The sequence below is a fragment of the Rudaea cellulosilytica DSM 22992 genome (assembly GCF_000378125.1).
In the GTDB taxonomy this organism is placed as follows: domain Bacteria; phylum Pseudomonadota; class Gammaproteobacteria; order Xanthomonadales; family Rhodanobacteraceae; genus Rudaea; species Rudaea cellulosilytica.
In genome coordinates this window covers 449618-475216 of the sequence record NZ_KB899242.1, presented here as the reverse complement: position 1 = coordinate 475216, position 25599 = coordinate 449618, and the positions used below count along the sequence as shown (strand labels likewise).

The 25599-nt window shown below is 63.7% G+C and carries 25 protein-coding genes; 24 read left to right on the top strand and 1 reads right to left on the bottom strand.

Features of this window, described 5'->3' with window-relative positions:
* The first annotated feature begins 78 nt into the window (after positions 1-78).
* The 9 genes from rpoE to recO all read left to right on the top strand — a co-directional run bounded on the left by rpoE (position 79) and on the right by recO (position 8728).
* Entirely contained in the window at positions 79-678 is a 600-nt protein-coding gene (rpoE, locus tag F455_RS0111875; RefSeq protein ID WP_018973513.1) for an RNA polymerase sigma factor RpoE, read from the top strand.
* Positions 679-715: 37 nt separating this feature from the next.
* Positions 716-1348 (top strand): sigma-E factor negative regulatory protein, encoded by a 633-nt coding sequence (locus F455_RS0111870; RefSeq protein WP_018973512.1) that lies wholly within the window; start codon positions 716-718, stop codon positions 1346-1348.
* A 152-nt stretch (positions 1349-1500) separates the two neighbouring features.
* Entirely contained in the window at positions 1501-2943 is a 1443-nt protein-coding gene (locus tag F455_RS0111865) for a DegQ family serine endoprotease (protein WP_018973511.1), read from the top strand.
* Positions 2944-3153: 210 nt separating this feature from the next.
* On the top strand, positions 3154-4944 hold the full coding sequence (gene lepA / locus F455_RS0111860; RefSeq protein ID WP_018973510.1) for a translation elongation factor 4: 1791 nt from the start codon (positions 3154-3156) through the stop codon (positions 4942-4944).
* Positions 4945-5030: 86 nt separating this feature from the next.
* Positions 5031-5942, top strand: coding sequence for a signal peptidase I (gene lepB, locus F455_RS0111855; RefSeq protein WP_018973509.1), 912 nt, complete (start codon positions 5031-5033; stop codon positions 5940-5942).
* Positions 5943-6037: 95 nt separating this feature from the next.
* A complete protein-coding gene (locus tag F455_RS0111850; protein WP_245539984.1) occupies positions 6038-6379 on the top strand; it encodes a DUF4845 domain-containing protein in 342 nt (113 codons plus the stop codon).
* On the top strand, positions 6380-7063 hold the full coding sequence (gene rnc, locus F455_RS0111845) for a ribonuclease III (RefSeq protein ID WP_018973507.1): 684 nt from the start codon (positions 6380-6382) through the stop codon (positions 7061-7063).
* Positions 7060-7974 (top strand): GTPase Era, encoded by a 915-nt coding sequence (gene era / locus F455_RS0111840; protein WP_018973506.1) that lies wholly within the window; start codon positions 7060-7062, stop codon positions 7972-7974. The genes rnc and era overlap by 4 nt, the downstream gene beginning before the upstream one ends.
* Positions 7975-8035: 61 nt before the next feature.
* Positions 8036-8728 (top strand): DNA repair protein RecO, encoded by a 693-nt coding sequence (recO, locus tag F455_RS0111835; protein WP_018973505.1) that lies wholly within the window; start codon positions 8036-8038, stop codon positions 8726-8728.
* Positions 8729-8744: 16 nt separating this feature from the next.
* On the opposite strand, the gene F455_RS0111830 is transcribed toward recO, so the two are convergent.
* Positions 8745-9488 (bottom strand): response regulator, encoded by a 744-nt coding sequence (locus F455_RS0111830; protein WP_169337332.1) that lies wholly within the window; start codon positions 9486-9488, stop codon positions 8745-8747.
* Positions 9489-9566: 78 nt separating this feature from the next.
* Here F455_RS0111830 and rlmD point away from each other — a divergent pair, with 78 nt between their 5' ends.
* The 15 genes from rlmD (at position 9567) to ilvN (ending at position 25556) form a co-directional block, all read left to right on the top strand.
* Positions 9567-10862: a 23S rRNA (uracil(1939)-C(5))-methyltransferase RlmD gene (gene rlmD, locus F455_RS0111825; RefSeq protein ID WP_018973503.1), complete on the top strand. Its 1296-nt coding sequence runs from the start codon at positions 9567-9569 to the stop codon at positions 10860-10862.
* 6 nt (positions 10863-10868) lie between these two features.
* Positions 10869-11381 (top strand): CYTH domain-containing protein, encoded by a 513-nt coding sequence (locus F455_RS0111820; RefSeq protein ID WP_018973502.1) that lies wholly within the window; start codon positions 10869-10871, stop codon positions 11379-11381.
* A 2-nt stretch (positions 11382-11383) separates the two neighbouring features.
* Positions 11384-12394 (top strand): beta-N-acetylhexosaminidase, encoded by a 1011-nt coding sequence (nagZ, locus tag F455_RS0111815; RefSeq protein WP_018973501.1) that lies wholly within the window; start codon positions 11384-11386, stop codon positions 12392-12394.
* A gap of 34 nt (positions 12395-12428) precedes the next feature.
* Complete coding sequence (locus F455_RS0111810; protein ID WP_033409967.1) at positions 12429-12941, top strand: hypoxanthine-guanine phosphoribosyltransferase; 513 nt, start codon at positions 12429-12431, stop codon at positions 12939-12941.
* Positions 12938-13687: an S-methyl-5'-thioinosine phosphorylase gene (locus tag F455_RS0111805; RefSeq protein WP_018973499.1), complete on the top strand. Its 750-nt coding sequence runs from the start codon at positions 12938-12940 to the stop codon at positions 13685-13687. The genes F455_RS0111810 and F455_RS0111805 overlap by 4 nt, the downstream gene beginning before the upstream one ends.
* A 171-nt stretch (positions 13688-13858) precedes the next feature.
* Positions 13859-14065, top strand: coding sequence for a cold-shock protein (locus F455_RS0111800; protein ID WP_018973498.1), 207 nt, complete (start codon positions 13859-13861; stop codon positions 14063-14065).
* Positions 14066-14564: 499 nt separating this feature from the next.
* The gene (locus F455_RS0111795; protein ID WP_018973497.1) at positions 14565-16151 is read left to right on the top strand and encodes a 2-isopropylmalate synthase; all 1587 of its coding nucleotides are present in this window, start codon (positions 14565-14567) and stop codon (positions 16149-16151) included.
* A gap of 121 nt (positions 16152-16272) precedes the next feature.
* Entirely contained in the window at positions 16273-17214 is a 942-nt protein-coding gene (locus F455_RS0111790) for a branched-chain amino acid transaminase (protein WP_018973496.1), read from the top strand.
* Between the two features lies 1 nt (position 17215).
* The gene (leuC, locus tag F455_RS0111785) at positions 17216-18631 is read left to right on the top strand and encodes a 3-isopropylmalate dehydratase large subunit (protein ID WP_018973495.1); all 1416 of its coding nucleotides are present in this window, start codon (positions 17216-17218) and stop codon (positions 18629-18631) included.
* A complete protein-coding gene (gene leuD, locus F455_RS0111780; RefSeq protein ID WP_018973494.1) occupies positions 18628-19206 on the top strand; it encodes a 3-isopropylmalate dehydratase small subunit in 579 nt (192 codons plus the stop codon). The genes leuC and leuD overlap by 4 nt, the downstream gene beginning before the upstream one ends.
* Before the next feature lie 23 nt (positions 19207-19229).
* Entirely contained in the window at positions 19230-20297 is a 1068-nt protein-coding gene (gene leuB / locus F455_RS0111775) for a 3-isopropylmalate dehydrogenase (RefSeq protein WP_018973493.1), read from the top strand.
* Positions 20297-21967, top strand: a complete 1671-nt coding sequence (ilvD, locus tag F455_RS0111770; protein ID WP_018973492.1) for a dihydroxy-acid dehydratase — start codon at positions 20297-20299, stop codon at positions 21965-21967. Before leuB ends, ilvD begins: the two co-directional genes overlap by 1 nt.
* 88 nt (positions 21968-22055) lie before the next feature.
* On the top strand, positions 22056-23048 hold the full coding sequence (gene ilvC / locus F455_RS0111765) for a ketol-acid reductoisomerase (protein ID WP_018973491.1): 993 nt from the start codon (positions 22056-22058) through the stop codon (positions 23046-23048).
* 100 nt (positions 23049-23148) lie between these two features.
* Positions 23149-25029, top strand: coding sequence for a biosynthetic-type acetolactate synthase large subunit (gene ilvB, locus F455_RS0111760; RefSeq protein WP_018973490.1), 1881 nt, complete (start codon positions 23149-23151; stop codon positions 25027-25029).
* Complete coding sequence (gene ilvN / locus F455_RS0111755; protein ID WP_018973489.1) at positions 25029-25556, top strand: acetolactate synthase small subunit; 528 nt, start codon at positions 25029-25031, stop codon at positions 25554-25556. Before ilvB ends, ilvN begins: the two co-directional genes overlap by 1 nt.
* The last annotated feature ends 43 nt before the right edge of the window (positions 25557-25599 follow it).

Here is a 25599-nt window from a genome sequence, read left to right as displayed (position 1 = left end):
CGATGGAACTTTAATTGCCTGTCCCGGTCTAGCTTCGTCATGCTCAACCGGGTCGAATTCAAACGGAGTATGGCCCGGATGGGTGAGGCGGACACCGACCGCGAGTTGGTCGAACGTGTACAGAAAGGAGACAAGCGCGCTTTCGATCTGCTGATCCGCAAGTATCAGCACAAGATCGTCAGCGTGATCTCGCGTTACGTCTCTGACTGGAGCGAATGCCAGGACGTGGCCCAGGAAGCCTTCATCCGCGCCTATCGCGCGATCGGAAACTTTCGCGGCGACGCCCAGTTCTACACGTGGATCTACAAGATCGCGATCAACACGGCGAAGAACCATCTGGTTTCGCAGGGACGGCGCCCGCCGAAAGACGATATCGCGGTCGACGATGCCATGCTGCTCGACGGCGGTGCCTGGCTCAAGGACCGTGCCACGCCCGAACACGAACTTTTGCGCCAGGAAATTGAACAAACGGTCTTCGATACGGTCGAACAGCTACCGGAAGAACTGAAAACTGCAATTACGCTGCGCGAGGTGGATGGTTTGAGCTATGAGGAAATCGCGGAAAGGATGAATTGCCCGATCGGCACAGTCCGTTCGCGCATCTTCCGCGCCCGCGATGCGATCGATGCAAAGTTGCGACCGTTGCTGGGGCAGGGCACAGGTACCGAACATGAGTGAACATCTTCTTTCCCATCCAATGAAACCCAATCAAGCCATGGCCGATTCGCTCGGCGAACAATTGTCCGCACTGATGGACGGCGAGTTGGCGCGTGATCAGGTGCGCTTTCTGCTGCGCGGCGTCGAGGCGCAGTCCGATCTAGCCAGGCGTTGGTCGAACTATCACATCGTCAGCGCGAGCCTGAAGCGCGAATACGTGGCAGTCGCGCTGCCGGCGGATTTCGCCGATAGCGTGATCGGACGGCTCGACGCGGATGTCGCGTTGACGGCTGTCGGCCCGTCGCGGCGCATCGGTCTGGGCGCGCTACGCTGGGTCGGGGGCGGCACGATCGCTGCCGTTGTTGCCGTAGTCGCGCTCACCGTGTCGCGACCGGTCGAACAGGCCGGCACACCCGCGGTTGCGGTCGCCGAGCAGATGTCGTCGCGTTCATCGCTGCAGCCTTATCTGCCGCTGGCGCAGACGCTGCCGAACTCAAGCTCGCCGCTGTTCAACTACGCTGCGGTGCAGCCGGCGAGTTTCGAGAAGGTGTTGCCAAACTACTATCTGCCGAGTGGCAGCGAATTGGTTCCTGAGCAGCGCATAGAGATCGGCAAGATGTCCTACTTGTTGCGTGCCCAGCGTCTGCCGCCGCAGGACCCCGCACAGGCAGCCGCCCGCACACAGCAGTAAGCGCAAAGGAATGGCTCGTCTTAACATCGGCTGACCAGCACCCGCGCAACGCCCGTTCGGCTGGAACCCGGACGGGCGTTTGCCGTTCCAAGCCCTCGCTCGTGGAAATGATTGCGGTTTTCATTCGTCCGAATTTGTATAAAGGTATAAATATGAGCAAAGTATATGGAATCGGCGCTTTCGCCGCGCTGTTTGTCCTCACTTCATCGGCGCACGCCGATTTGCCGGACTTCACCCAACTCGTCGAAAAGAACGGCCCTTCGGTCGTCAATATCACCGCGACCCAGGGCGACGGCGCCGCGCAGAAGGGCGACGATGCCGACGACCAGGACGACGACGGCGGCCCGCAGCAGAACATGCCGCCGGGCATGCAGGATTTCCTGCGTCGTTTCTTCGGCCCGAACGGTCCGAACGGCGGCCAGCCGCACGGTTTTGCAAGGTCGGCGGGTTCGGGTTTCATCATCTCGGCCGACGGCTACATCCTGACCAACAACCATGTGGTCGACGGCGCCGAGAAGGTGACGGTGCGTCTGTCCGATCGCCGCGAACTCGAGGCCAAGGTGATCGGCAAGGACAAGACCTCCGATGTCGCCCTGCTCAAGGTCAACGCCACCGGCCTGCCGGTAGTCAACATCGGCGACTCGTCCAAGCTCAAGGCCGGGCAGTGGGTGGTCGCGATCGGCTCACCGTTCAATTTCGATCACACGGTGACGCACGGCGTGGTCAGCTACGTCGGCCGCGGCGGCCGCGCCCCGGGCGAGCAGTACGTGCCGTTCATCCAGACCGACGTGCCGATCAATCCGGGCAATTCGGGCGGACCGCTGTTCAACCTCGATGGGCAAGTCGTCGGCATCAATTCGCAGATCTACTCGAACTCGGGCGGCTACATGGGCGTGTCGTTCGCCGTGCCGATCAACATGGCGATGAACACGGTCGAGCAGCTCAAGACCACGGGTAAGGTGTCGCGCGGCATGCTCGGCGTGGGCATCCAAGACGTCACGAGCGACAACGTGAAGAGCCTGGGCCTGACGCAGGTGGGCGGTGCCCTGGTGGGTCAGGTGACGCCGGGCAGCGGCGCGGACAAGGCTGGCGTCCAGCCCGGTGACGTGATCGTCGCCTACAACGGACATGACATCGGCTCGTCATCCGACCTGCCACTGCTGGTCGGCAACACCAAGCCCGGCGCGACGGCCAGCCTGAAGGTGTTCCGCGACGGCAAAACGATCGATGTGCCGGTGGTCGTCGGCGAACTGCCCGGCGAGAAGGGTGCCAAGCTGGCGACGCTCGACAGCAGCGCCAAGCCGCACAGCAATGCGCTCGGCATCGCGGTCGAGGACATTTCCACGGACGACCGCAAGACGCTCGGTCTCAAGGACCAGAACGGCGTGGTGATCGCGCAGGCCGGCCCGGTCGCCCAGCGCGGCGGCCTGCAGCGCGGCGACGTCGTGCTCAAGGTCGGGCGTGCCTACGTCAAGAGCGCCGCAGAATTCCAGGGCGCGGTCAAGGACGTCAAGCCGGGCGATTCCGTCATGCTGCTGGTCAAGCGTGGTGAGGCGGCGCAGTTTGTGACGTTGACCGTGCCGAAGAAAGGTTAATCCGGCGCGCCGGATTAACTGCCGCGCCGTTCGAGCTGCCTGTGGCAGCTCAATATCGGCGCGACGATAGCAATACTTCGGCGCGAGGCACGCGAAAAAGGGCCGCTCGCGGCCCTTTTTCTGTTTGGCAGCCGGGCAATTGGCCGACCTTCGTGCGATAATGATGAATTAACCGGCGCGCCTTCGCGCCGGTTCGTTTATTGATATCGCATGGAACTAATCCGCAACTTCTCCATCATCGCCCACGTTGACCACGGCAAGTCGACGCTTGCCGACCGCATCATCCAGCTTTGCGGCGGCCTCGAAGCTCGCGAGATGGAAGCGCAGGTGCTCGATTCGAACCCGATCGAGCGCGAACGCGGCATCACGATCAAGGCGCAGTCCGTCTCGTTGCCGTACACCGCGCGCGACGGTAAGACCTATCAGTTCAACTTCATCGACACGCCGGGCCACGTCGATTTCAGCTACGAAGTCAGCCGCTCGCTTTCGGCTTGCGAGGGCGCTCTGCTCGTCGTCGATGCGGCGCAGGGCGTCGAGGCGCAGTCGGTCGCGAACTGCTACACCGCGGTCGAGCTCGGTCTCGAAGTCGTACCGGTGCTCAACAAGATCGATCTGCCGACCGCCGATATCGACAAGGTCAAAGAAGAGATCGAAGCCGTAATCGGCATCGACGCTACCGACGCGGTCGCGATCAGCGCCAAGACAGGCCTCAACGTCGTCGAGGTGCTCGAGGCCATCGTAGCGCGCATTCCGCCGCCGAAGCCGCGCGACACCGATCGCCTGCAGGCGCTGATCATCGATTCCTGGTTCGATAACTACCTCGGCGTCGTCTCGCTCGTGCGCGTAATGCAGGGCGAGATCAAGCCGCGCGACAAACTGCTCGTGATGTCGACCGGACGTGCCCATGAGGTCGATTCGGTCGGCGTGTTCACGCCGAAGCGCTTGGCGAAGGATGCGCTGCGAGCGGGCGAGGTCGGTTGGGTCACTGCGTCGATCAAGGATGTGCATGGCGCGCCGGTCGGCGACACGCTCACCCTCGCGAACAAGCCCGCGGAAAAGCCGCTGCCGGGATTCCAGCAGATGCAGCCGCGCGTGTTCGCCGGCCTGTTCCCGGTCTCCGCCGACGACTACCCGGCGCTGCGCGAGGCGTTGGAGAAATTGAAGCTCAACGATGCCGCGCTCGTGTTCGAGCCGGAGTCGTCCGAGGCGATGGGCTTCGGCTTCCGCTGCGGCTTCCTCGGGCTGCTGCACATGGAGATCATCCAGGAACGGCTCGAACGCGAATACGATCTCAACCTGATTACCACCGCGCCGACCGTGGTCTACGAGATCCTGCGCACCGACGGCACGGTTGCGCCGCTCGACAATCCGGCCAAGATGCCGGCGGTGAACTACATCGAGGAGATCCGCGAGCCGATCATCGTCGCCAACATCCTTACGCCGCCGGAACACATCGGCAGTGTCATCAAGCTGTGCGAGGAAAAGCGCGGCGTGCAGCGCTCGATCAATTACATGGCCAGCCAGGTGCAGATCAGCTACGAACTGCCGCTGGCCGAGGTCGTGCTCGATTTCTTCGACAAGCTCAAGTCGGTCTCGCGCGGCTATGCGTCGATGGAATACCATCTCGAGCGTTTCCAGGCGGCGCCGCTCGTGCGCGTCGACGTGCTCGTCAATGGCGACCGTGTCGATGCGCTGAGCCTGATTCTGCATCGCTCGAACGCTGATCGCCGTGGCCGCGAACTGGTCGAGAAGATGAAGGAACTGATCCCGCGTCAGCAGTTCGACGTCGCCATCCAGGCGGCGATTGGTGCGCAGATCATCGCGCGCTCGAGCGTGAAAGCGCTGCGCAAGAACGTGCTCGCCAAATGCTACGGCGGTGACGCCACGCGCAAGCGCAAGCTGCTCGAGAAGCAGAAGGAAGGCAAGAAGCGCATGAAGCAGGTCGGCAACGTGGACATTCCGCAGGAAGCGTTTTTGGCCGTATTGCAGATGGACAAGTAGTTTTTGCTCGTCATTCCGGCTTGATCAACCCTTGGGTTGTTAGAGAGGCATCGAAATGACGAAATCTGAAAGTTGAAGGACTTCCGATGGACTTTGATTTCGCCTTGCTCTTGGTCATCCTCACCGCCGCTACTGGCGTGGTCTGGCTGTTCGACGTGCTGTTCCTGAAGAAGGGACGCGTCGCGCGCGCGCAGGCGCTGGGCGCGGTCGGCGGCAGCAAAGAGGAGCGTGAACAACGCATGGCCGAGGCGATGCGCGAACCGGCGATCGTGGAGTACGCGCGCTCCTTCTTCCCGGTGATCCTGATCGTGCTCGGATTCCGCTCATTCATCGCCGAGCCGTTCAAGATTCCGTCGGGCTCGATGATGCCGACGTTGCTGGTGGGCGACTTCATCCTCGTCAACAAGTTCACCTACGGCCTGCGCGTGCCGGTGCTCAACACGAAGTTTCTCGCCACAGGCGAACCGAAGCGCGGCGACGTGTTCGTGTTCATCTATCCGGGGTACAGCTGTACGCGCGACGGCAAGGAAATGCGCAGCGGGCGGCCCTGCGACCATGGCGAATCGCTCGTGCCGGTACCGAAAATGAACTACATCAAGCGTGTGATCGGGCTGCCGGGCGACACGATCACGTATCGCAACAAGACGCTTTACGTCAACGGCAAGGAAATTCCGAACACCTACACGGGCCCGTACGTCGGATCCGGCGGCGAAGGCCAGCGTATGGCGGGCGCCTCGGTGCGCGAGGAGATGCTGCCGGGAGTGGAGCACCAGATCCTGAACGCGCCCGCCGACCGCGGTTTCTCGCAGGGTCGCGAAGGCGAATGGGTGGTGCCCGACGGCCAGTATTTCGCGATGGGCGACAACCGCGACAACAGTGAGGACAGCCGCTACTGGGGTTTCGTGCCGGAGCAGAATCTGGTTGGTCGCGCCTTCGTGATCTGGATGAACTGGGACGGCGGCATTGATTTCAAGCGGCTCGGTACGCTGATAAAGTAACCGCTTCGGCGAGAATTCGGTTTTCCTCAACGTGGGGGCGGGTCATGCGAGTGCGCAATCGACAACAAGGTCTCAGCATCATCGGATTCCTGATCTTGCTCGCCGTCGTCGGCTTCTTTGCCTATGCGGCGATGCTGCTGATTCCGACGTACAGCGAGTATTTTGGCGTGGTCAAGGCGATGAAGGGAATCACAGAGGAGGCGGGCATTGAGAACATGCCAATCGAGCAGATCCGCGCCAAGCTCGACTTTGCCATGCACATGCAATATGTCGGCGACAAGACCGTGCCGCCCAATGCGATCAAGCTCAATACGCAGGGCGGTGCGCGTATCCTTCAAGTCGTTTACGACAAGCAAATCCCGTTCTTGTACAACGTCTCTCTACTCGTGCATTTCGAGCATTCGGAAAACCTGGGTGGGATCAACACGAGATATTGATTGCTCCATATCGCCTACAACTTTTCCGACACTGCCTTGCGCGAACGCGCGCTGACTCACCGCAGCGCTGGTGCGGGCAACAACGAGCGGCTGGAGTTCTTCGGCGACGCACTGGTCAACGTGATCGTTGCCGAACTTCTTTTCGAGGAATTCCCCAAGGCGGACGAAGGCGAGTTGACGCGCCTGCGTGCGCGCCTCGTCAGCGAGCCGGCCCTCGCCGCGATCGCGCGCGATCTCGACCTCGGTGATGCGTTGCACCTGGGCCCCGGCGAGCTGAAGAGCGGAGGATTCCGTCGCGATTCGATCTTGGCCGACGCGTTCGAAGCGCTCGTCGCTGCCGTTCATCTCGACGGCGGCTGGACTGCCTGCCGTGAATTTGTGCGCGCCCTCGTCGCGCCGCGACTTGCTGCCGCGGCGACAACGGACGACAAAGATGCGAAGACGCGCCTGCAGGAATGGCTGCAATCGCGCGGTGAGCCACTGCCTGCGTACGATCTGATAGCGACGAGCGGTGCCGATCATGCGCGCGTGTTCGACGTCGAGTGCCGCATCGACTCGCGCAGCCTGCGCGCCGAAGGTCGTGGCAGCAGTCGCCGCGCGGCCGAGCAGGCCGCGGCGGCGACTGCGTTGGCCCAACTCCAGGCTCCCGGGACGCGAGAGCCAAAGATTTTGAGTAACCCATGACTTCCAGTTCGTCTCATCCGGAAGAATTCCGTTGCGGTACTGCCGCGATCGTCGGCCGGCCCAATGTCGGCAAGTCCACGCTGGTCAACGCGTTGGTCGGGGTGCGCCTGGCCATTGTCGGCCCCAAGCCGCAGACGACGCGCCACCGCATTCTCGGTATCGTCACCAAGCCGCAGGGCCAGATCCTGCTACTCGATACGCCGGGCCTGCACGCGGGCGGCGCGCGCGCGATCAACCGCCAGCTCAATCGTGCCGCGCGCAACGCCGCCGCCGAGGCTGATGTCTGCATGCATTTGATCGAAGCGGGGCGCTGGACTGAAGGAGATCAGCTCGTGCGCAACGTGTTGTCGGATTCACCGCACCCGCGCCTGCTCGTGCTCAACAAGGTCGATGCACAGAAAGACAAGAAGCAACTGCTGCCGTTTCTGCAGAAGGTCGGCAGCGACGGTTTCTATGCGGGCGTGTTCTTGATCTCGGCGCGACGGCGCGATGGTGTCGACACACTCGAGCGCGCGATCATCGAGCGTTTGCCGGTGGGGCCGGCGCAGTTCGGCGAAGACGAGTTCACCGATCGCAGCGAGCGTTTTCTCGCCGCCGAGTTGATCCGCGAGCAGCTGATGTTGCGCCTGGGTCAGGAATTGCCGTATTCGGCGACGGTGGAGATCGAAAGCTTCGCCGACAACGAGGGCGGCATGAGCGAAATCCACGCCGCGATCTGGGTCGAACGCGAGGGCCAAAAGGCGATCGTCATCGGCAAGGGCGGCGAGCAACTCAAGGCGATCGGCAGTGCCGCGCGCCTGGCGATGAACCGATTGTTCGGCCGCCGCGTGCATCTCAAGCTCTGGGTCAAGGTGCGCGAAAACTGGTCCGACGACGAGGCGGCGTTGCAGCGCTTCGGCTACGGCGAATAACGCTGCAGCATGCTTTTGATTTCCTTGTCGCGCCGGGGGAAGCAAACACGTTGACTGCATCATGCGCATAGAACAACAACCAGCATTTGTCCTGCATGCGCGCGCCTACCGCGAGACCTCGCTGCTGCTCGAATGCCTGACTCGAGATCATGGCCGCGTCGGTCTAATCGCGCGCGGCGTGCGGCGTGAGCGCACGCGCACGCCGCGGGCGCTGCTGCAGCCGCTGATTCCAGTCCGGGTCGGCTGGAACGGACGTGGCGAACTGGCCACGTTGACCCAGGTCGAGGCAGCGGCGTCCGGCTTCGATCTCGACGGTGACGCGTTGCTTTGTGCGCTCTATCTCAACGAGCTCGTGCTGCGCATCACTCCGCGCCAGGATCCGCACCCGCAGTTATTCGCCGATTACGCCGAAACCCTCGCGCGGCTCGCGTACGGCGAAGCGCAGGCATGGACGCTGCGTCGTTTCGAGCGCGACCTGCTCGCCCATCTCGGTTACGCGCTCGTGCTCGATGTCGATGGCGATGCCGGCGCGCCGCTCGACCCCGAACGCGACTATGCCTATCGCCATGAACACGGCCCGGCGCCGTGGCGCGACGCGCGCGACGGCGTGCGCCTGCGCGGCGCGGCGCTGCTTGCACTCGCGCGCGACGAAATGCCTGCCGCGGAACATCTGTCCTCGCTGCGACGCTTGATGCGCGCCGTGATCGCGACGCATATCGATGGCGAGCTCCGTTCCTGGAGCATGCTCGCGTAGATTTGCTCGCGGAAAATCAGCCGTCCTGCAGGGCCGCAACTGTGGCGGATACCGCTGTCAGCAATTCGTCGCGTGCCGCACCGCGTGATCGTTTCAGTTCGCACTCCAGTCGTTCCGCCGCTTCGAGCAGGCGCGTGGTGCCGCAGTAGCGGCACGAAGCGCGCAGGCGGTGCAGCCATTCGCCGAGTTCGTCCGCGGGCAACGTAGCGATGCGCGGCGACATGGTTTCGAGTTCCTGCGAAAAAAGACCGCGTAATGCCTGCAAAGTCTGGCGGTCGCCGCCGACGCTGGCGAGCGCTGCATCGTCTTCGAGCAATGCGGATTGGGCTGCGCTAGTGAAGGTGCCCGTCGGCGCGTCCGCTGTGGAGTTGCGTTGCGGCTTGAACCATTGCGGCAGATGCGAGCCCAGCAGTGCGGCGAGTTGCTCCACGCCGATCGGCTTGGTCGCTGCATCGACATATCCGGCGGCGGCCAGTTGCGCACGGGTGGGTGCATCGAGTTCGGCGCTCGTGGCGATCGCCGGTGCGCTGCAGCCGCTGCGGCGTAGTTCGCGCAGCAGCGTCGCGCCGCCGAGGTCCGGCATGCGCCGATCGAGCAACAGCAAATCGAGGGTCGTTTGCGCGCAGGCCGCGAGTGCCGCCTTGCCGCTGGCCACTCCAGTGGCGGCGCAGCCGAGTTCGCCCAGCGCGGTCACGAGAAACTGCATGCTGACCGGGTCGTCGTCGGCGACCAGAATGCGCGGCGGACGGTGCTTGGTCATGCCATGACTATAGCAGCGCGCAAGGGCGGCGATCCTGGCCGGGCTGGTATCATAGGCGGCCAATTTTCGCGTGTTCATATGACTTTGATCGAAGCCGACATCACCGATCTCACCCACGACGGGCGCGGCGTGGCGCATATCTCCGGCAAGGCGGTGTTCGTCGCCGGCGCACTCGCCGGTGAGCGCGTGCGTCTGCGCGATGTGCGCAAACACCGGCACTACGACGAGGCGGCAGTCGAGGAAGTGCTGCGCGTATCGCCCGATCGCGTCGCACCGCGGTGCAAGCACTTCGGCGTCTGCGGCGGCTGCGCGTTGCAGCATCTCGATCCGGCGGCGCAGATCGCCGCCAAGCAACGTTTGCTGCTGGAGAATTTCGAGCGCATCGGCAAGGTCCAGCCGTCGGCGATCCTTCCTGCGCTGACCGATTCCCCCTGGGGTTACCGGCGCAAGGCACGCCTGAGCGCGAAATTCGTCGAGAAGAAGGGGCGCATGCTCGTCGGTTTTCGCGAAACCAACGGCCGTTACGTCGCCGATATCGAGCGTTGTGAGGTGCTGCTTCCCGCGGTCGGCGAGCGCATCGCCGCGATCACGGCGATGCTCGAATCGCTCGAAGGCAAGCGCGAGATTCCACAGATCGAAATCGCTGCGGGCGACAATCTAGTCGCGCTCGTATTCCGTCATCTGCAGCCCTTGTCGGATGCAGACACGCAGGCTTTGACCAGGTTTGGGCAAGCCAATGACCTCGCGATCTTCCTCCAGCCCGGCGGCATCGACAGCGTCGCGCCGCTGTGGCCGGCGGGCGCGCAATTGAATTTCGAGTTGCCGGCGTATGACGTGACGCTCGATTTCCGCCCGCTCGACTTTATCCAGGTCAACGGCGGCATGAATCGGCGCATGATCGACCACGCGTTAGCGCTGCTCGATCCGCAGCCGTCCGACCGCGTGCTCGACCTGTTCTGCGGCCTCGGCAATTTCACCTTGCCGCTGGCGCGGCGCGCGGCGCAGGTGGTCGGCGTGGAAGGCGAGGCCGGCCTCGTCCAGCGCGCGCGCGACAACGCGACGAAGAACGGCATTGCCAATGCGACTTTCCACAGTGCCGATCTCGCCGCCGATCAGCGTGCCACGGCCTGGGCCAAGGCCGACTACGAGCTGGTGCTGCTCGATCCGCCGCGCTCGGGTGCCGACGCGGTGCTCGATTATCTGCCGCGCAAGTCGACGCGACGTGTGGTTTACGTGTCTTGTCATCCCGCCTCGCTTGCGCGCGATGCGGGTATTCTCGTCGACAAACACGGGTTCAAGCTGACGAGCGCAGGCGTGATGGACATGTTTCCGCACACCGCGCACGTTGAATCCATCGCGCTCTTCGAAAGATAAACGATCATGGGCATCGAAATCGAACGCAAATTTCTGGTGACGAGCGACGCTTGGCGAGCGCAGGCCGAGCGTTCACAACGCATGGTGCAGGGCTATCTGATCGACGCGAGCCTGGTGCAGTCGCAGACCGGCACGCGCTGTTCGATGCGTGTGCGTGTGGGCGGCGACCAGGCTTGGCTGAATATCAAGTCGGCGACGCTCGGCGTGGCGCGGCAGGAATACGATTACCCGATTCCGGTCGACGATGCCGAACGCATGCTGCGCGACTTCTGTAACGGCGTCGTCGAAAAAGTCCGCCACTATGTGCCGCACGTGGGCCTGATCTTCGAGGTCGATGAGTTTCTTGGCGACAACGCCGGGCTGATCGTCGCCGAGGTCGAGCTGCAGTCTGCCGATCAGACGATCGACCGACCCGCGTGGCTCGGGCACGAAGTTACCCAGCATCTGCGTTATTACAATCTGAATCTGCTGCAGCATCCGTATTCGCGCTGGAATGAGCGCGAACGCGCCGGAGAATAGACGTGCTGATCATCGGCCTGGCCGGACTCGAACTCACCGCAGCCGAGCGCGAGCAGCTCGGCGCGCCGCAGGTCAGCGGGGTGATCCTGTTCAAGCGCAATTTCGTTTCGCGCGAGCAGGTGATGACGCTGATCGACGGCATTCGCACCGTGCGCGGCGACGAGTTCCTCGTCTGTGTCGATCAGGAAGGTGGCCGCGTGCAGCGTTTCCGCGAAGGCTTCACCGAGCTACCAGCACTTGCGCAGATCGGCACCTTGTACGCCACCGATCCGCGGCATGCGCTCGCACGCGCCGAGGAACACGCCTGGCTGATGGCAACCGAGATGCGCGCGACCGGTGTCGATTTGAGCTTCGCGCCCGTGCTCGATCTCGGCCGCGGCAACCGCGCGATCGGCACACGCGCGTTCGATGCACGGCCGGAGGTCGTGTCCGAACTCGGGCTGGCTTATCAGCGCGGCATGCGCCTGGGCGGCATGGCGGCGACGCTGAAGCATTTCCCGGGGCACGGTTCGGTGCTCGAAGACACGCATGTCGACCGCGCCGTCGATGAGCGCGCGCTTGAGACGATCCGTGCCGAAGATCTCGTACCGTTCGCCGACGCCATCGTCGCCGGCGCCGAGGCGGTGATGATGGCGCACGTCGTCTATCCGCAGATCGACGCCAAGCCCGCGGGCTATTCGCGCGTCTGGATCACCGATATCCTGCGCGGCGAGCTCGGTTTCCGCGGCACAGTGTTCAGCGACGACATCAGCATGGCGGGCGGCGAGGGCGAGGGCGGCATCGCCGCGCGCATCGAGGCGCATTACGACGCCGGCTGTGATCTGATCCTGGCCTGCCAGCCCGAGATTGTCGACGAAGCCTTGGCCGCAACCGGCGGCGTGGCACCGTTCGATCCTGAAAAGCTCGCGCGGCTGGTCGGCGGCGTCGCCCAAACTTGGGCCGAGATGGCCGACAATCCGCAGCGCCACCGTTTCATCGAGCACCTCACCGTTTTGAATTCTGCCAGGAGCTGATCCCGTGACCGACAAACCCGCACTCGCCGAAGCGATGAAGACCGCCGAGTTGCTGTTCTCCGGTGAAGAGCTTGCCGCGCGCATCCGCACGATGGGCAAGGAGATCGAGGACGCCCTCGAAGGCGACGTACCGATCTTCATGACCGTGATGAACGGCGGCCTGATCTTCGGCGGCGTGCTTGCACTCGCTATACCGACTGACCTCGAATTCGACTACGTGCATGCGACGCGCTACCGCGGCGGCACGCGCGGCCACGACCTGCTCTGGGTCAAGCAGCCGCGCGCGACGCTGACCGGCAAGACGGTGTTGCTCGTCGACGACATCCTCGACGAAGGCCACACGCTCAAGGCGATCCGCGATTTCTGCATCGACGAGGGTGCCAAGCGCGTGCTGATCGCGGTGCTGTGCGAAAAGCGCCACGACCGCGCCACGCCGGGCCTGCGTGCCGATTTCGTCGGCGTGCGCGTGCCCGACCGCTACGTGTTCGGCTACGGCATGGATTTCCATGAGCAAGGCCGCAACCTGCCGGGAATCTACGCGCTATGAGTTTGGACCTCGCCATCATCGGCGGCACGGGTCTGTACAACTTCCCGGGCCTGGAGAAGATGGAGAAACGTACGGTCGAGACCCCGTACGGGCCGGCTTCGGATGCGATCACGCTCGGCGAGCTTGGAGGCAAGCGCGTCGCTTTCCTGGCACGCCATGCCAGCGGGCACTCGATCCCGCCGCATCGGATCAACTACCGCGCCAATGTCTGGGCGCTGCACAGCCTGGGGGCCACCCGGGTGCTCGGGGTCAACGCGGTGGGCGGCATCCGCGCCGACATGGGGCCGCGGGCGATCGCGGTGCCGGACCAGATCATCGACTATACCCATGGCCGCCTCACGAGCTTCTGCGATGCCGACGGTGTCAAGGTCGAGCATATCGACTTCACCGAGCCCTACAGCGCGGGCTTGCGCTCGGCAGTGCTTGCTGCAGCGCAGCGTGCAGGCATCGCCGTCGTCGACGGCGGCTGCTACGGCGCGACCCAGGGGCCGCGACTGGAAACGCGCGCCGAAATCGCGCGCATGCGCCGCGACGGCTGCGACCTCGTCGGCATGACCGGCATGCCCGAGGCGGCGTTGGCACGGGAACTGAAGCTCGGCTATGCCTGCCTCGCCGTGGTCGCGAACTGGGCCGCAGGCTGTCCACAGGGCAATGCCGCGCCTGAAATCAGCTTGCCTGAGATATTTGCCCATCTCGAAGCCGCCACCGCCAAGATTCCGCCGATTGTTTCCGCGCTGCTGAGCTGAGCTACCCGGGGCCGGGGCTGGGCGGGGAGCCCGATGGCGTCCCCGACGGCCATAAAACTGCCAAGCTTGAAATTTTTTGTAAAATCGGCGTTATACTTTCGTTGTGCCGGCGCCGCAAAGGGGATTGGGGAGCGGTTCCGGCCCATCCGTCCATTCGTGTATCGAGGTCGTATGCGTACTGGTACTGTGAAATGGTTCAACGATGCCAAGGGGTTTGGGTTCATTGCACCCGAAGATGGTGGCGAAGACGTGTTTGTGCACTATTCGGCGATCAATACCCAAGGTTTTCGTAGTCTGCAGCAGGGTCAGAAGGTCAGTTTCGAAGTCATAGAGGGTCCGAAGGGCTCGCAGGCGGCGGCAGTACAGCCGGTCAAGTGAGCATTCTGGAGACGTTGCGATCAAGCCCGCCATATGGCGGGCTTTTTCGTTGGGGCGGAGCCACGTGGCTGCGGCTGCGGTGACCTGGTCTCATTTGGACATCCATCCGTCTAGACGTAAAGAAATCCGCACGGAATTCGTCCATTCGCCGGCGTATTCCCGTGCGTGGTGAAAATTCTTTGCCTACAGGTGTTGACAGGCATGCGGGCATCGTTTACGTTTGGCCCATGACGCAACGCAGCAGCCAGCGCAACTTCGCTTCCAGCCTCTTCGCTCGGGCTGTTCGCGTGCGCGGCGCGCTGCTTCTTCTTGCCCTCGTACTTATTAGCACCGGAGGTGCGGGTTAGGGCGCGTCTGAGCAACACAACCAGGCGAAGAATCCAGAACCCCGCACCCGGCGACGAGTGCGGGGTTTGTCGTTTCTGGCGGTAAAAAGTTTCGATTGCAACAAACCGCGCGCAGCGCGGCCGTCTCCGACGAATAGCTTTGAGGTGCAGCAATGAACAAGACCAGCGATCCAGCCGTAGTACCCGCGCGCGAACGCGTGCGCATCTTTGACACGACGCTGCGCGACGGCGAGCAGTCACCGGGCTTTTCCATGAGCCGGCCGCAGAAGCTGCACATGGCGCACGCGCTGGCCGAACTCGGCGTCGACGTGCTCGAGGCGGGATTCCCCCAGGCATCCGTGGGCGACTTCGAAGCCGTGCATGCGATCGCGAAAGAAGTCCGTGGGCCCATCATCGCCGGCCTTGCCCGCGCGCAGCTCGGCGACATCGATGCCTGCGTGCGTGCGCTGGAACCCGCCAAGAAGAAACGCGTCCACATCTTCCTGGCGACCAGTCCGCTGCATCGCCGGCACAAGCTCAACATGAGCCGCGAGCAGGTGATCGAGACCGGCATCAAGGCGATCCATCACGCGCGCCAGCACAGTGACGACATCGAGTTCTCGGCCGAGGACGCGATCCGCACCGAGCCGGAGTTCCTGATCGAAGTGCTATCCGCCATGATCGAAGCAGGCGCGACAACGGTGAATGTGCCCGACACGGTCGGCTACACGACGCCCGAGGAAATCTACGCGCTGTTCTCGCGCCTGAAACGCGAAGTGCGCGGCATCGACAAGGTGATCCTGTCCTCGCACTGCCACAACGATCTCGGCCTCGGCGTGGCCAACAGCATCGCCGCAGTGGCTGCCGGCGCGCGCCAGGTCGAGTGCACGATCAACGGCATCGGCGAGCGCGCGGGCAATGCTGCGCTCGAAGAAATCGTCATGGCGCTGCGCACGCGCGCGGACCGGTTCAATGTCGAGACCGGTATCCGCACGCAGCTCTTGTACCCGACCGCGCGCCTGCTCGCCAACGTCACCGGCTCGACGATTCCGCGCAACAAGGCGATCGTCGGCGAGAACGCGTTCGCGCACGAATCGGGGATCCACCAGCACGGCATGCTGAAGAATCGCGAGACCTACGAGATCATGCGGCCGGAGGACGTGGGCGTCGAGAAGACCCAACTCGTGCTCGGCAAGCACTCGGGCAAGCACGCGTTGCGCGATCGGTTGAAATCGCTCGGCTACGAGGTCGACGACGCGCAGGTCGAGGAAATCTTCCCGCGTTTCAAGGCGCTGGCCGACAAGAAGAAGGAAGTGTTCGACAGCGATCTCGATGCGCTCGTGCTCGGCCAGGATCCGGCCGCACTCGGTCCTTGGACGCTGGAACAGATGCACGCGACTTCGCATCTCGGTGGCGGTGCCTCGGCTTCGGTGCGCTTGCGCCATGAAGACGGACGCAGCGTCGGCGAGACCGAAGGCTCGCTCGGCGACGGCCCGGTGCATGCAATGCTGCGCGCGATTGAGCGCGCGACCGGCACGCCGCTGGACATCGCCGACTTCCAGATACGTTCGCTTTCCTACGGCGCCGACGCGCAGGGCCGTGCGACGCTGACGATCAACCATGGCGGGCGCGAGCTGATCGGCCGCGGTGTGTCGACCGATATCGTCGAGGCCACCGCGTTCGCAGCGCTCGAGGTGGTCAATCGCATCGAACGCATCAAGCTCGGCCAGGCATTGCCGCTGGTGGCAAAATCGGCATGAAAGACAAGTTATCGGCGCGACGCGGCGGGGATAGGACGTAGAATTCGCCTACGGCGAGGCGTTTCGCTCGACCCCAATCAAACCGTGTCTAAACCGCTTCAGGAATTGCAAAGGAACCAATATGGCAAACACCGAATTCATCTGGCATAACGGCAAGCTCAAGCCCTGGAACGAGGCGACCGTGCACGTCACCGCGCACGCGCTGCACTACGGTTCGTCCGTGTTCGAGGGGCAGCGCGTGTATTCGACGCCGCAAGGCCCGCAGCATTTCCGCCTTGCCGACCACACGCGCCGTCTATTCGAGTCGGCCAAGATCTACGAGATCGACGTTCCCTACACGTTCGAACAGATCGTTGCTGCAAACAGTGAAGTTGTCGCCGCGAACAAGATGAAGTCGGCCTATCTGCGTCCGCTCGTGTTCCGCGGCGCCGGGCCGCTCGGCGTAATGCCGAAGGAAGGCTCGAGCGTCGACGTCTGCATTATCGCGATGGAGTGGGGCGCCTACCTCGGCGACGCGATCGAGAAGGGCGCCGACGTCTGCGTGTCGTCGTGGCACCGCGCGGCGCCGAACACGTTCCCGTCGTGGGCCAAGGCCGGCGGCAATTATCTGTCGAGCCAGCTGATCGGCTTCGAAGCGAAGCGCCACGGCTATCACGAAGGCATCGCGCTCGGCTACAACGGCCTGCTCAGCGAAGGCGCGGGCGAGAACCTGTTCATCATCCGCAACGGCAAGATCACTACGCCGACGACGAGCGCGAGCATCCTCGCCGGGATCACGCGCGATACGGTGATCACGCTCGCCGGCAAGCTCGGCTACGAGGTGGTCGAGCGCGATCTGCCGCGCGAGGCGCTGTACACGGCCGACGAAGTCTTCATGGTCGGTACTGCAGCCGAGATCACGCCGGTACGCTCGGTCGACCGCAAGCCGGTCGGCGAAGGCAAGCCGGGTCCGATCACGAAGTCGCTGCAGAAGGCGTTCTTCGGCTTGTTCAACGGTGAGACCCGCGACGAATGGGGCTGGCTGACGCCGGTGTCCGCGGATCAGAAGAAGGCGGCTGCTTAACATGTCCACGGCTCCGCAAACCCTGCTCGACAAGATTTGGAATGCGCATCAGGTTGCCGCGGAAACCGCGGCGACGCCGGCGATCCTCTACATCGACCTGCACTTGGTGCACGAAGTCACTTCGCCACAGGCGTTTGCGGAGCTGCGCATCCGCGGGCTCAAGGTGCGCCGCCCCGATCGCATCGTCGCGACGATGGACCATTCGACGCCGACCCTGCCGCCCGACGCGAACGGCAAGCGGCCGTATCTGGATAAGGCGACCGAAGCCCAGGTCGCCAAGCTTGAAGCGAATACGAAGGAATTCGGGGTCGAACTGTACGGCTGGAACAGTTCCAACCGCGGCATCGTGCACGTGATGGGGCCGGAGCTCGGCGCGACCCAGCCCGGCATGACGATCGTTTGCGGCGACAGCCACACTTCCACGCATGGCGCATTCGGCGCGCTTGCGTTCGGCATCGGCACGACCGAAGTCGGTCATGTGCTCGCGACGCAGTGCCTGCTGCAGCGCAAGCCGAAGTCGCTCTCGATCACGGTCAACGGCAAGCTCACGAAAAGCGTCACCGCGAAGGATCTGATCCTGCATATCATCGGCAGGATCGGCATGAACGGCGGCACCGGCCACGTCATCGAATATCGCGGCAGCGCGATAGAGGCGCTGACGATGGAAGAGCGCATGACCGTGTGCAACATGTCGATCGAGGCTGGCGCCAAGGCCGGTCTGATCGCGGCCGACGCGACCACGTTCGAATTCTTGCGCGGACGCGAGCGTGTGCCGAAGGGCTTGGACTGGGATAACGCGGTCAAGCTTTGGAGCGGTTTCAAATCGGATCCCGGCGCGGTGTTCGACCGCGAAGTCGTGATCGACGCGGCTACGATCAAACCCAGCGTCACCTACGGTACCAACCCGGGCATGGTAATCGCGCTCGACGCGGCAGTGCCGGCGGCGAAAGACGCGCTCGAACAACGCGCGCTCGATTACATGCAGCTCGAGGCGGGCCATCAACTTGCCGGCACCAAGGTCGATATCGTCTTCGTCGGCAGTTGCACGAACGGACGCCTGTCCGACCTGCGTGCGACGGCGAGCGTGCTGCGCGGACGCAAGGTCGCTGACGGCGTGCGCATGCTCGTTGTGCCGGGCTCGGAGCAGGTCAAGCGCGAAGCCGAGAAAGAAGGCCTGCACGAGATTTTTCGTGCCGCCGGCGCCGAATGGCGCGAGCCGGGCTGCTCAATGTGCCTGGGTATGAACGGCGACATCGGCAAGCCGGGCCAGCTCGTCGTCTCGACCAGTAACCGCAATTTCGAAGGTCGCCAGGGACCGGGCGTGCGCACCGTGCTCGCGAGCCCGCTCGTCGCGGCCGCATCCGCGCTCGCTGGCGTCGTGGCCGATCCTTCCCAATACATTTCGGAAGCCGCATGAATCCGTTGACTCATATCCAATCACGCACGGCTGTTTTGCCGTTCGAGAATATCGACACCGACCGCATCATCCCGGCGCGCTTTCTCACGACGACCGAACGCACCGGCCTCGGCAAATCATTGTTCAACGACTGGCGCTATCGCGCCGACGGCAGCGAAGACCCCGAGTTTGCGTTGAACAAACCCGAAGCGCGCGGCTGCGAGATTCTTGTCGCCGGCCGCAACTTCGGCTGCGGTTCCTCGCGCGAGCACGCGCCGTGGGCGCTGACCGACTACGGCATCCATGCCGTTTTTTCGAGCGAGATCGCCGACATCTTTCGCGGCAACGCGCTGAAGAACGGCTTGCTCGCCGTCGTGCTCGACGAGGCCGATCACAGGTATCTGCTCGATCATCCGGGTATTGAGCTCAAGATCGATATCGCCGCGCAGACGATCGAGTTGCCTGACGGCAGGAAGATCGAGTTTCCGCTCGAGCCGTTCGCCAAGCATTGCCTGCTGATGGGCGTCGATCAGCTTGGTTTCCTGCTGCAGCATGAAGCGCAGATCGCCGCGTTCGAGCAGGCGAGAGCGGCGTAATTTTCAGAAGAGAAAGGCAAAGAATGAAAGCAAAAATCACCCTGTTGCCAGGCGATGGCATCGGTCCTGAAGTCGTCGCCTCCGCGGTCGAAGTGTTGCGTGCCGTCGCCGCGAAACACGGCCACGAATTTACGTTCGACGAGCAGTTGATCGGCGGCGCGGCGATCGACGCTCACGGCGATCCGCTGCCGCCGGCGACGGTGGCGTCGTGCAAGTCCGCGGATGCGGTGCTGCTCGGTGCGGTCGGCGGCCCGAAATGGTCGGATCCGAATGCGAAGGTGCGCCCGGAGCAAGGCCTGCTCGCGCTGCGCGCGACGCTCGGCGTCTATGCCAACCTGCGTCCGGTGCGCGTGCATCCGAAGCTGGCGAATCTCTCACCGTTGAAGAACGAGAAGCTGCAGAACGTCGATATGCTGTTCGTGCGCGAACTGACCGGCGGTGCGTACTTCGGTGCGAAGACACGCACGGCCGACACGGCGACCGACGAGTGCAAATACACCGTTGCCGAGATCGAGCGTGCAACGCGTCGCGCCTTCGAGTTCGCGCGCGGACGCAAGAAGCACGTCACCCACGTCGACAAGGCCAACGTGCTAGAAACCTCGCGCCTGTGGCGTTCGACGGTCGAGCGCGTGGCGAAAGACTATCACGACGTGAAGCTCGAACATCAGCTCGTCGATTCGATGGCGATGCTGTTGCTGACGCGTCCGTCGGCGTACGACGTGATCGTTACCGAGAATCTGTTCGGCGACATCCTTACCGACGAAGCCGCGGCGCTCGCCGGTTCGCTCGGCCTGCTGCCTTCCGCGTCGCTCGGCGACGGCAAGGTGGGTTTGTACGAGCCGATCCACGGCTCCGCGCCCGATATCGCCGGCAAGGGGCTCGCCAATCCGCTCGGCACAATTTTGTCCGTCGCGCTGTTGCTGCGCTATTCGCTCGGTCTCGAAGCCGAAGCGAAGGAAGTCGAAGCGGCGGTCGATGCCGTGATCGAACAGGGCACGCTGACGCGTGATCTCGGCGGTAGCGCGAATACGAGTGAAGTCGGCGCGGCGGTGCTCGCGCGTCTCGGCACGGCGCAGAAGGAAGCCGCCTGATGTCGAACAATGGAACTAAGCTGCGCAGCGACGTCATGAAGTCCGGCCCGGATCGCGCGCCGGCACGCGCGATGCTTTATGCGACCGGTCTCGACGAAGCCGCGATCAAGAAGCCGCTCGTCGCCGTCGTGCATACGTGGTCGAACGTCTCGCCGTGCAATCTCAACCTGCGCGAGCTCGCCGAACACGTCGCCGAAGGCGTGCGCGCAGCCGGCGGCACGCCGATCGAATTCAACACGATCGCGGTCACCGACGGCATCGCGATGGGCACGCCCGGCATGCGCGCTTCGCTGATCAGCCGTGAGGTGATCACCGACTCGATCGAACTCGCGGTGGACGGTCATTCGCTCGACGCGATGGTCGTGCTCTGCGGTTGCGACAAGACGATTCCGGCTGCAGCGATGGCGCTAGCGCGCCTCAACATCCCGGGCGTCGCGCTGTACGGCGGCAGCATCGACCACGGCACGCTCGACGGCAAATCGATCACGATCCAACAGGTGTTCGAAGCGGTCGGCGCGCATGGTGCGGGCAAGATCGACGACGCACGCCTGCACGACGTCGAAAGCAAGGCGTGCCCGGGCGCGGGTGCTTGCGGCGGCCAATTCACCGCGAACACGATGTCGATGATGTTGATGACGCTGGGTTTGTCGCCGCTCGGTTTCAACGACGTCGCCGCGACCGATCCGCACAAGCGTGATGTCGCCAAACGCTGTGGCGAGATCGCGGTTGAGAATCTGAAACGCAACCTACGTCCGCGCGACGTGCTCAGCACGACGGCGTTCCGCAATGCCGCGCGCGTCGCTAACGCGACGGCGGGTTCGACCAACGCCGTGCTGCATCTGCTCGCGATTGCGGGCGAAGCCGATGTGCCGCTGAGCCTGGAAGATTTCGAAGTCGCGTCGAAGACGACGCCGGTGATCGCCGACCTGATGCCCGGCGGCAAATACACGGCGATCGAGATGACCGCGGCGGGCGGTTTGACCCAGGTGCTGCGCGAATTGCGCGCAGCCAAGCTGATCGAAGACGCGCCGACGATGACCGGCAAGACTCTCTTCGAGGAAGTCGACGCAGCGCCGGCGGCGCCGGCCGATCAGCAGGTCGTTGTGCCGGTGTCGAAGGCGTTCAAGCCGCGCGGTGGCTACTCGATCCTCTACGGCAATCTCGCATCCGAAGGCTGCGTGCTCAAACTCGCCGGCAAGGGCAGGCTCAAATTCACTGGCCCTGCGCGCGTGTTCGAAAGCGAAGAGGAGACGTTCAAGGCCGTGCAGGCCGGCGCGATCAAGGCCGGCGACGTGATCGTGATCCGCAACGAGGGCCCAGCCGGCGGGCCGGGCATGCGCGAGATGCTCGCGGTCACCGCGGCGCTGGTCGGGCGCGGGCTCGGCGATGACGTCGCGCTGATCACCGACGGCCGCTTCAGCGGCGCGACGCACGGCTTCATGGTCGGCCATATCGCTCCGGAAGCGGTGAAGGGCGGCGGCATCGGCTTGCTGCGCGAGGGCGACACGATCGTGATCGATGGCGAACGCCGCGTGATCGAGACCGACGCCGATCTCGAGACGCGGCGCAAGGCCTGGGTCGCGCCGGAACCGAAGGTCAAGCGCGGCATCCTCGCGAAATATGCCAAGAGCGTCGGCTCGGCATCGCGCGGTGCCGTGATGGAGATTTAGCTCGTCGTCGCGGCAGACGCTGCCGTAATGACGACAAGCTTGCAGCTTTTTATCGATTTGTACTTTTAACTTTGTGGAGAAATAGAAAATGTCTACTGCATCCCCCACCGTCACCACCGCGGCGCTCGAGAAGTCGAAGATCGCCATTCTCGGCTACGGCAGCCAGGGCCGCTCGCATGCGCTGAACCTGCGTGATTCCGGCCTCGACGTGATCGTCGGCCTGCGCGCCGGCGGCGCCACCGCCGCGACGGCCAAGGCCGACGGCTTCACCGTGGTCGAGCCCGCCGAGGCCGTCAAGCAGGCCGATCTCGTCGCCGTGCTGACGCCGGACATGGTCCAGCCCGACCTCTACGTCAACGCGATCGAGAAGAACCTCAAGCCGAACGCGGCGCTGCTGTTCGCACACGGCTTCAACGTCCACTTCAAGACGATCACGCCGCGCAAGGACATCGACGTGATCCTCGTCGCGCCGAAGGGCCCGGGCCATCTCGTGCGCACCGAATACGAAATCGGCCGCGGCGTACCGTGCCTCTACGCCGTCTACCAGGACGTCACCGGAAAGGCCAAGGAAAAGGCGATGGCCTACGCGGCCGGCCTCGGCGGCGCGCGTGCGCTGCTGATCGAAACCGACTTCAAGGAAGAGACCGAAACCGACCTGTTCGGCGAACAGGCCGTGCTTTGTGGCGGCGCGAGCGAGCTCGTGCAAAAGGGTTTCGAGACGCTGGTCGAAGCCGGCTACCGTCCGGAGATCGCGTACTACGAGGTACTGCACGAGCTGAAGCTGATCGTCGATCTGCTTTACCAGGGCGGCATCACCAAGATGCTGACCTTCATTTCCGAGACGGCGCAGTACGGCGATTACGTCAGCGGCCCGCGCATCGTCGATGCGGCGACGAAGGAACGCATGAAAGCGGTATTGAAGGACATCCAGGACGGCACCTTCGCCAAGAACTGGACCGCGGAATACAAGGCCGGCCTGCCGAATTACAAGAAGTTCAAGCAGGCCGATCTCGACCATCCGATCGAGAAGATCGGCGCGCAGTTGCGCGAGAAGATGGTGTGGTTGAACCAGCAAAAATAAGGTTATTGCCGACAGCTTCGCTGCAGCAATAACTACCGCCGTTGCAGTCGGCAGCTTGCGCTGCCGCTGAACGCCGGTGTTAACGCATCCGGGATTGGCTATGAACGCACAACTGAAACCGTCACAGATATCGAATACGCCAACATCCGGCAAGCATCCGCTTGCCGGCAAGAACCTATCCGGCGCGGACATCGTCGTACAGGTGCTCGCCGACGAGGGCGTCGATGTCGTATTCGGCTATTCCGGCGGTGCGATCCTGCCGGTCTACGATGCGGTGTTCCGCTACAACCACGAGCACAAACGCGCCGACGGAAGCGAGCCGCTGCCGTTGATCGTGCCGGCGAACGAACAGGGCGCCGGCTTCATGGCCCAAGGTTACGCGCGCGCGTCGGGCAAAGTCGGCGTCGCGATCGTGACATCGGGTCCCGGTGCGACGAACACGGTTACGCCGGTGCGCGATGCGATGGCCGATTCGATTCCGATCGTTGTGATCTGCGGCCAGGTGCCGACCGCGGCAATCGGCAGCGACGGCTTCCAGGAAGCGCCGATCAGCAACATCATGGCAGCCTGCGCGAAGCACGTGTTCCTCGTCACCGATGCCTCGAAGCTCGAAGCGACGCTGCGCTCGGCATTCGAGATCGCGCGCACGGGGCGGCCGGGACCGGTCGTCGTCGATATTCCGAAGGACGTGCAGAACACGAACCTCGTCTTCGACGGTGCGAGCCGACTACCGCTGCCGGGATATCGCGCACGTCTCGACGACATTGCCAAGTCGGTGCTCGATGACGCGGCGAGCAAGACGTTCTTCGATGCACTGGCCAAGGCGAAGCGGCCGCTGATCTACGCGGGCGGCGGCGTGATCGCAGCCGAAGCGGCGAGCGCACTGCGCGAGTTCGCCGCTGCGTTCGGTATTCCGTCCGTGACGACGCTGATGGGCATTGGCGCGACCGACACGACCCAGCCGCTGTCGCTGCACATGCTCGGCATGCACGGCACCGCGTTCGCGAACTATGCGACCGAGGACTGCGATTTCCTGATCGCGGTCGGCAGCCGCTTCGACGATCGTGTCGCCGGCGTCCCGCACAAGTTTGCCGCGGGTGCGAAGTTCATCGCCCATCTCGACATCGACCCGGCCGAGATCGACAAGGTCAAGCGCGTCGACTGGCATCACCTGGGCGATCTGGTTAGCGCCCTCGCGGCCCTGCGCGCTTTCGGCGAGAAGGCCGGTTTCGATCCGAAAGGGAAGGGTGCTTACGCCGACTGGCACGCGCACATCGCCGAGTTGAAGAAAACCTATGCAATGAATTTTGACCGCAACGCGGCCGTCATCCAGCCGTACGCAGTGATCGAGGAAATCAACAGGCACACGAAAGGCAACGCGGTCATCGCCACCGGCGTCGGTCAGCACCAGATGTGGGCCGCGCAGTACTTCGATTTTTGCGAGCCGCGCCTGTGGCTCACGTCCGGCTCCATGGGCACGATGGGCTTCGGCCTGCCGGCGGCGATCGGCGCGGCGTTCGCGCGGCGCGATGCGATCGTGATCGACATCGATGGCGACGCTTCGATCCGCATGAACCTTGGCGAGCTGGAAACGGTGACGACGTACAATCTGCCGATCAAGGTCGTCGTGCTCAACAACTTCGGCGACGGCATGGTGCGGCAGTGGCAGAAGCTGTTCTTCAAGGGACGCTTCTCGGCGAGCGACAAGAGCCTGCACAAGAAGGACTTCGTCAAGGCCGCGCAGGCCGATGGTTTTCCGTGGGCGCAGCGTCTGGAGAAACCGGAAGATCTGCCGCGCGTCATCGCCGAGTTCGTCGCGTTCGACGGACCGGCGTTCCTCGAGGTCATCATCGATCCCGATGCCGGCGTCTACCCGATGGTCGGCCCCGGCATGGCCTATGCCGAAATGATCACCGGCGATTTCATCCCGTCGCGGCAGAAGCCGACCGGGCAGGAAGTCGGTCCGGCGGAGATGTTCTGATGCGTCGCATTATCTCTATCCTCCTGCAAAACGAAGCCGGCGCGCTCGCCCGCGTCGCCGGCATGTTTTCCGCGCGCGGCTACAACATCGAGTCGCTCACCGTCGCGCCGACGCACGACGAAGCCATCTCCCGGCTGACCCTCGTCACTGCGGGCAGCGACGCGGTGATCGACCAGATCATCAAGCAATCGCGCAAGCTCATCGAGGTGCTCGAAATCGCCGACCTGACCAGCCTCGACCATATCGAAACCGAACTGCTGATCCTCAAACTCGAAGTGCGCGCCGAAGCGCTCGGCGCCTTCGTCGGCGCGTTGCGCAAGTATCCGCGCGCGCAGGTGATCGACATCACCGGCAGCGTGCGCACGATCGAGTTCACCGGCAGCGGCGCCGAGGTCGGCGAATTTCTCGCCGCGTTCGCAAAAATCGGCGAAATCGTCGAACTCGCGCGCAGCGGAACGGCGGCGGTCGAACGTGGCTTGTCGGTGTTGTCGCATGCGTCGCCGCGTCTGCGATTGCAGTCTGCATAAGGATTCCCCGGCTACCAAGCCACAGCTCGCGGACCTGTGGAAA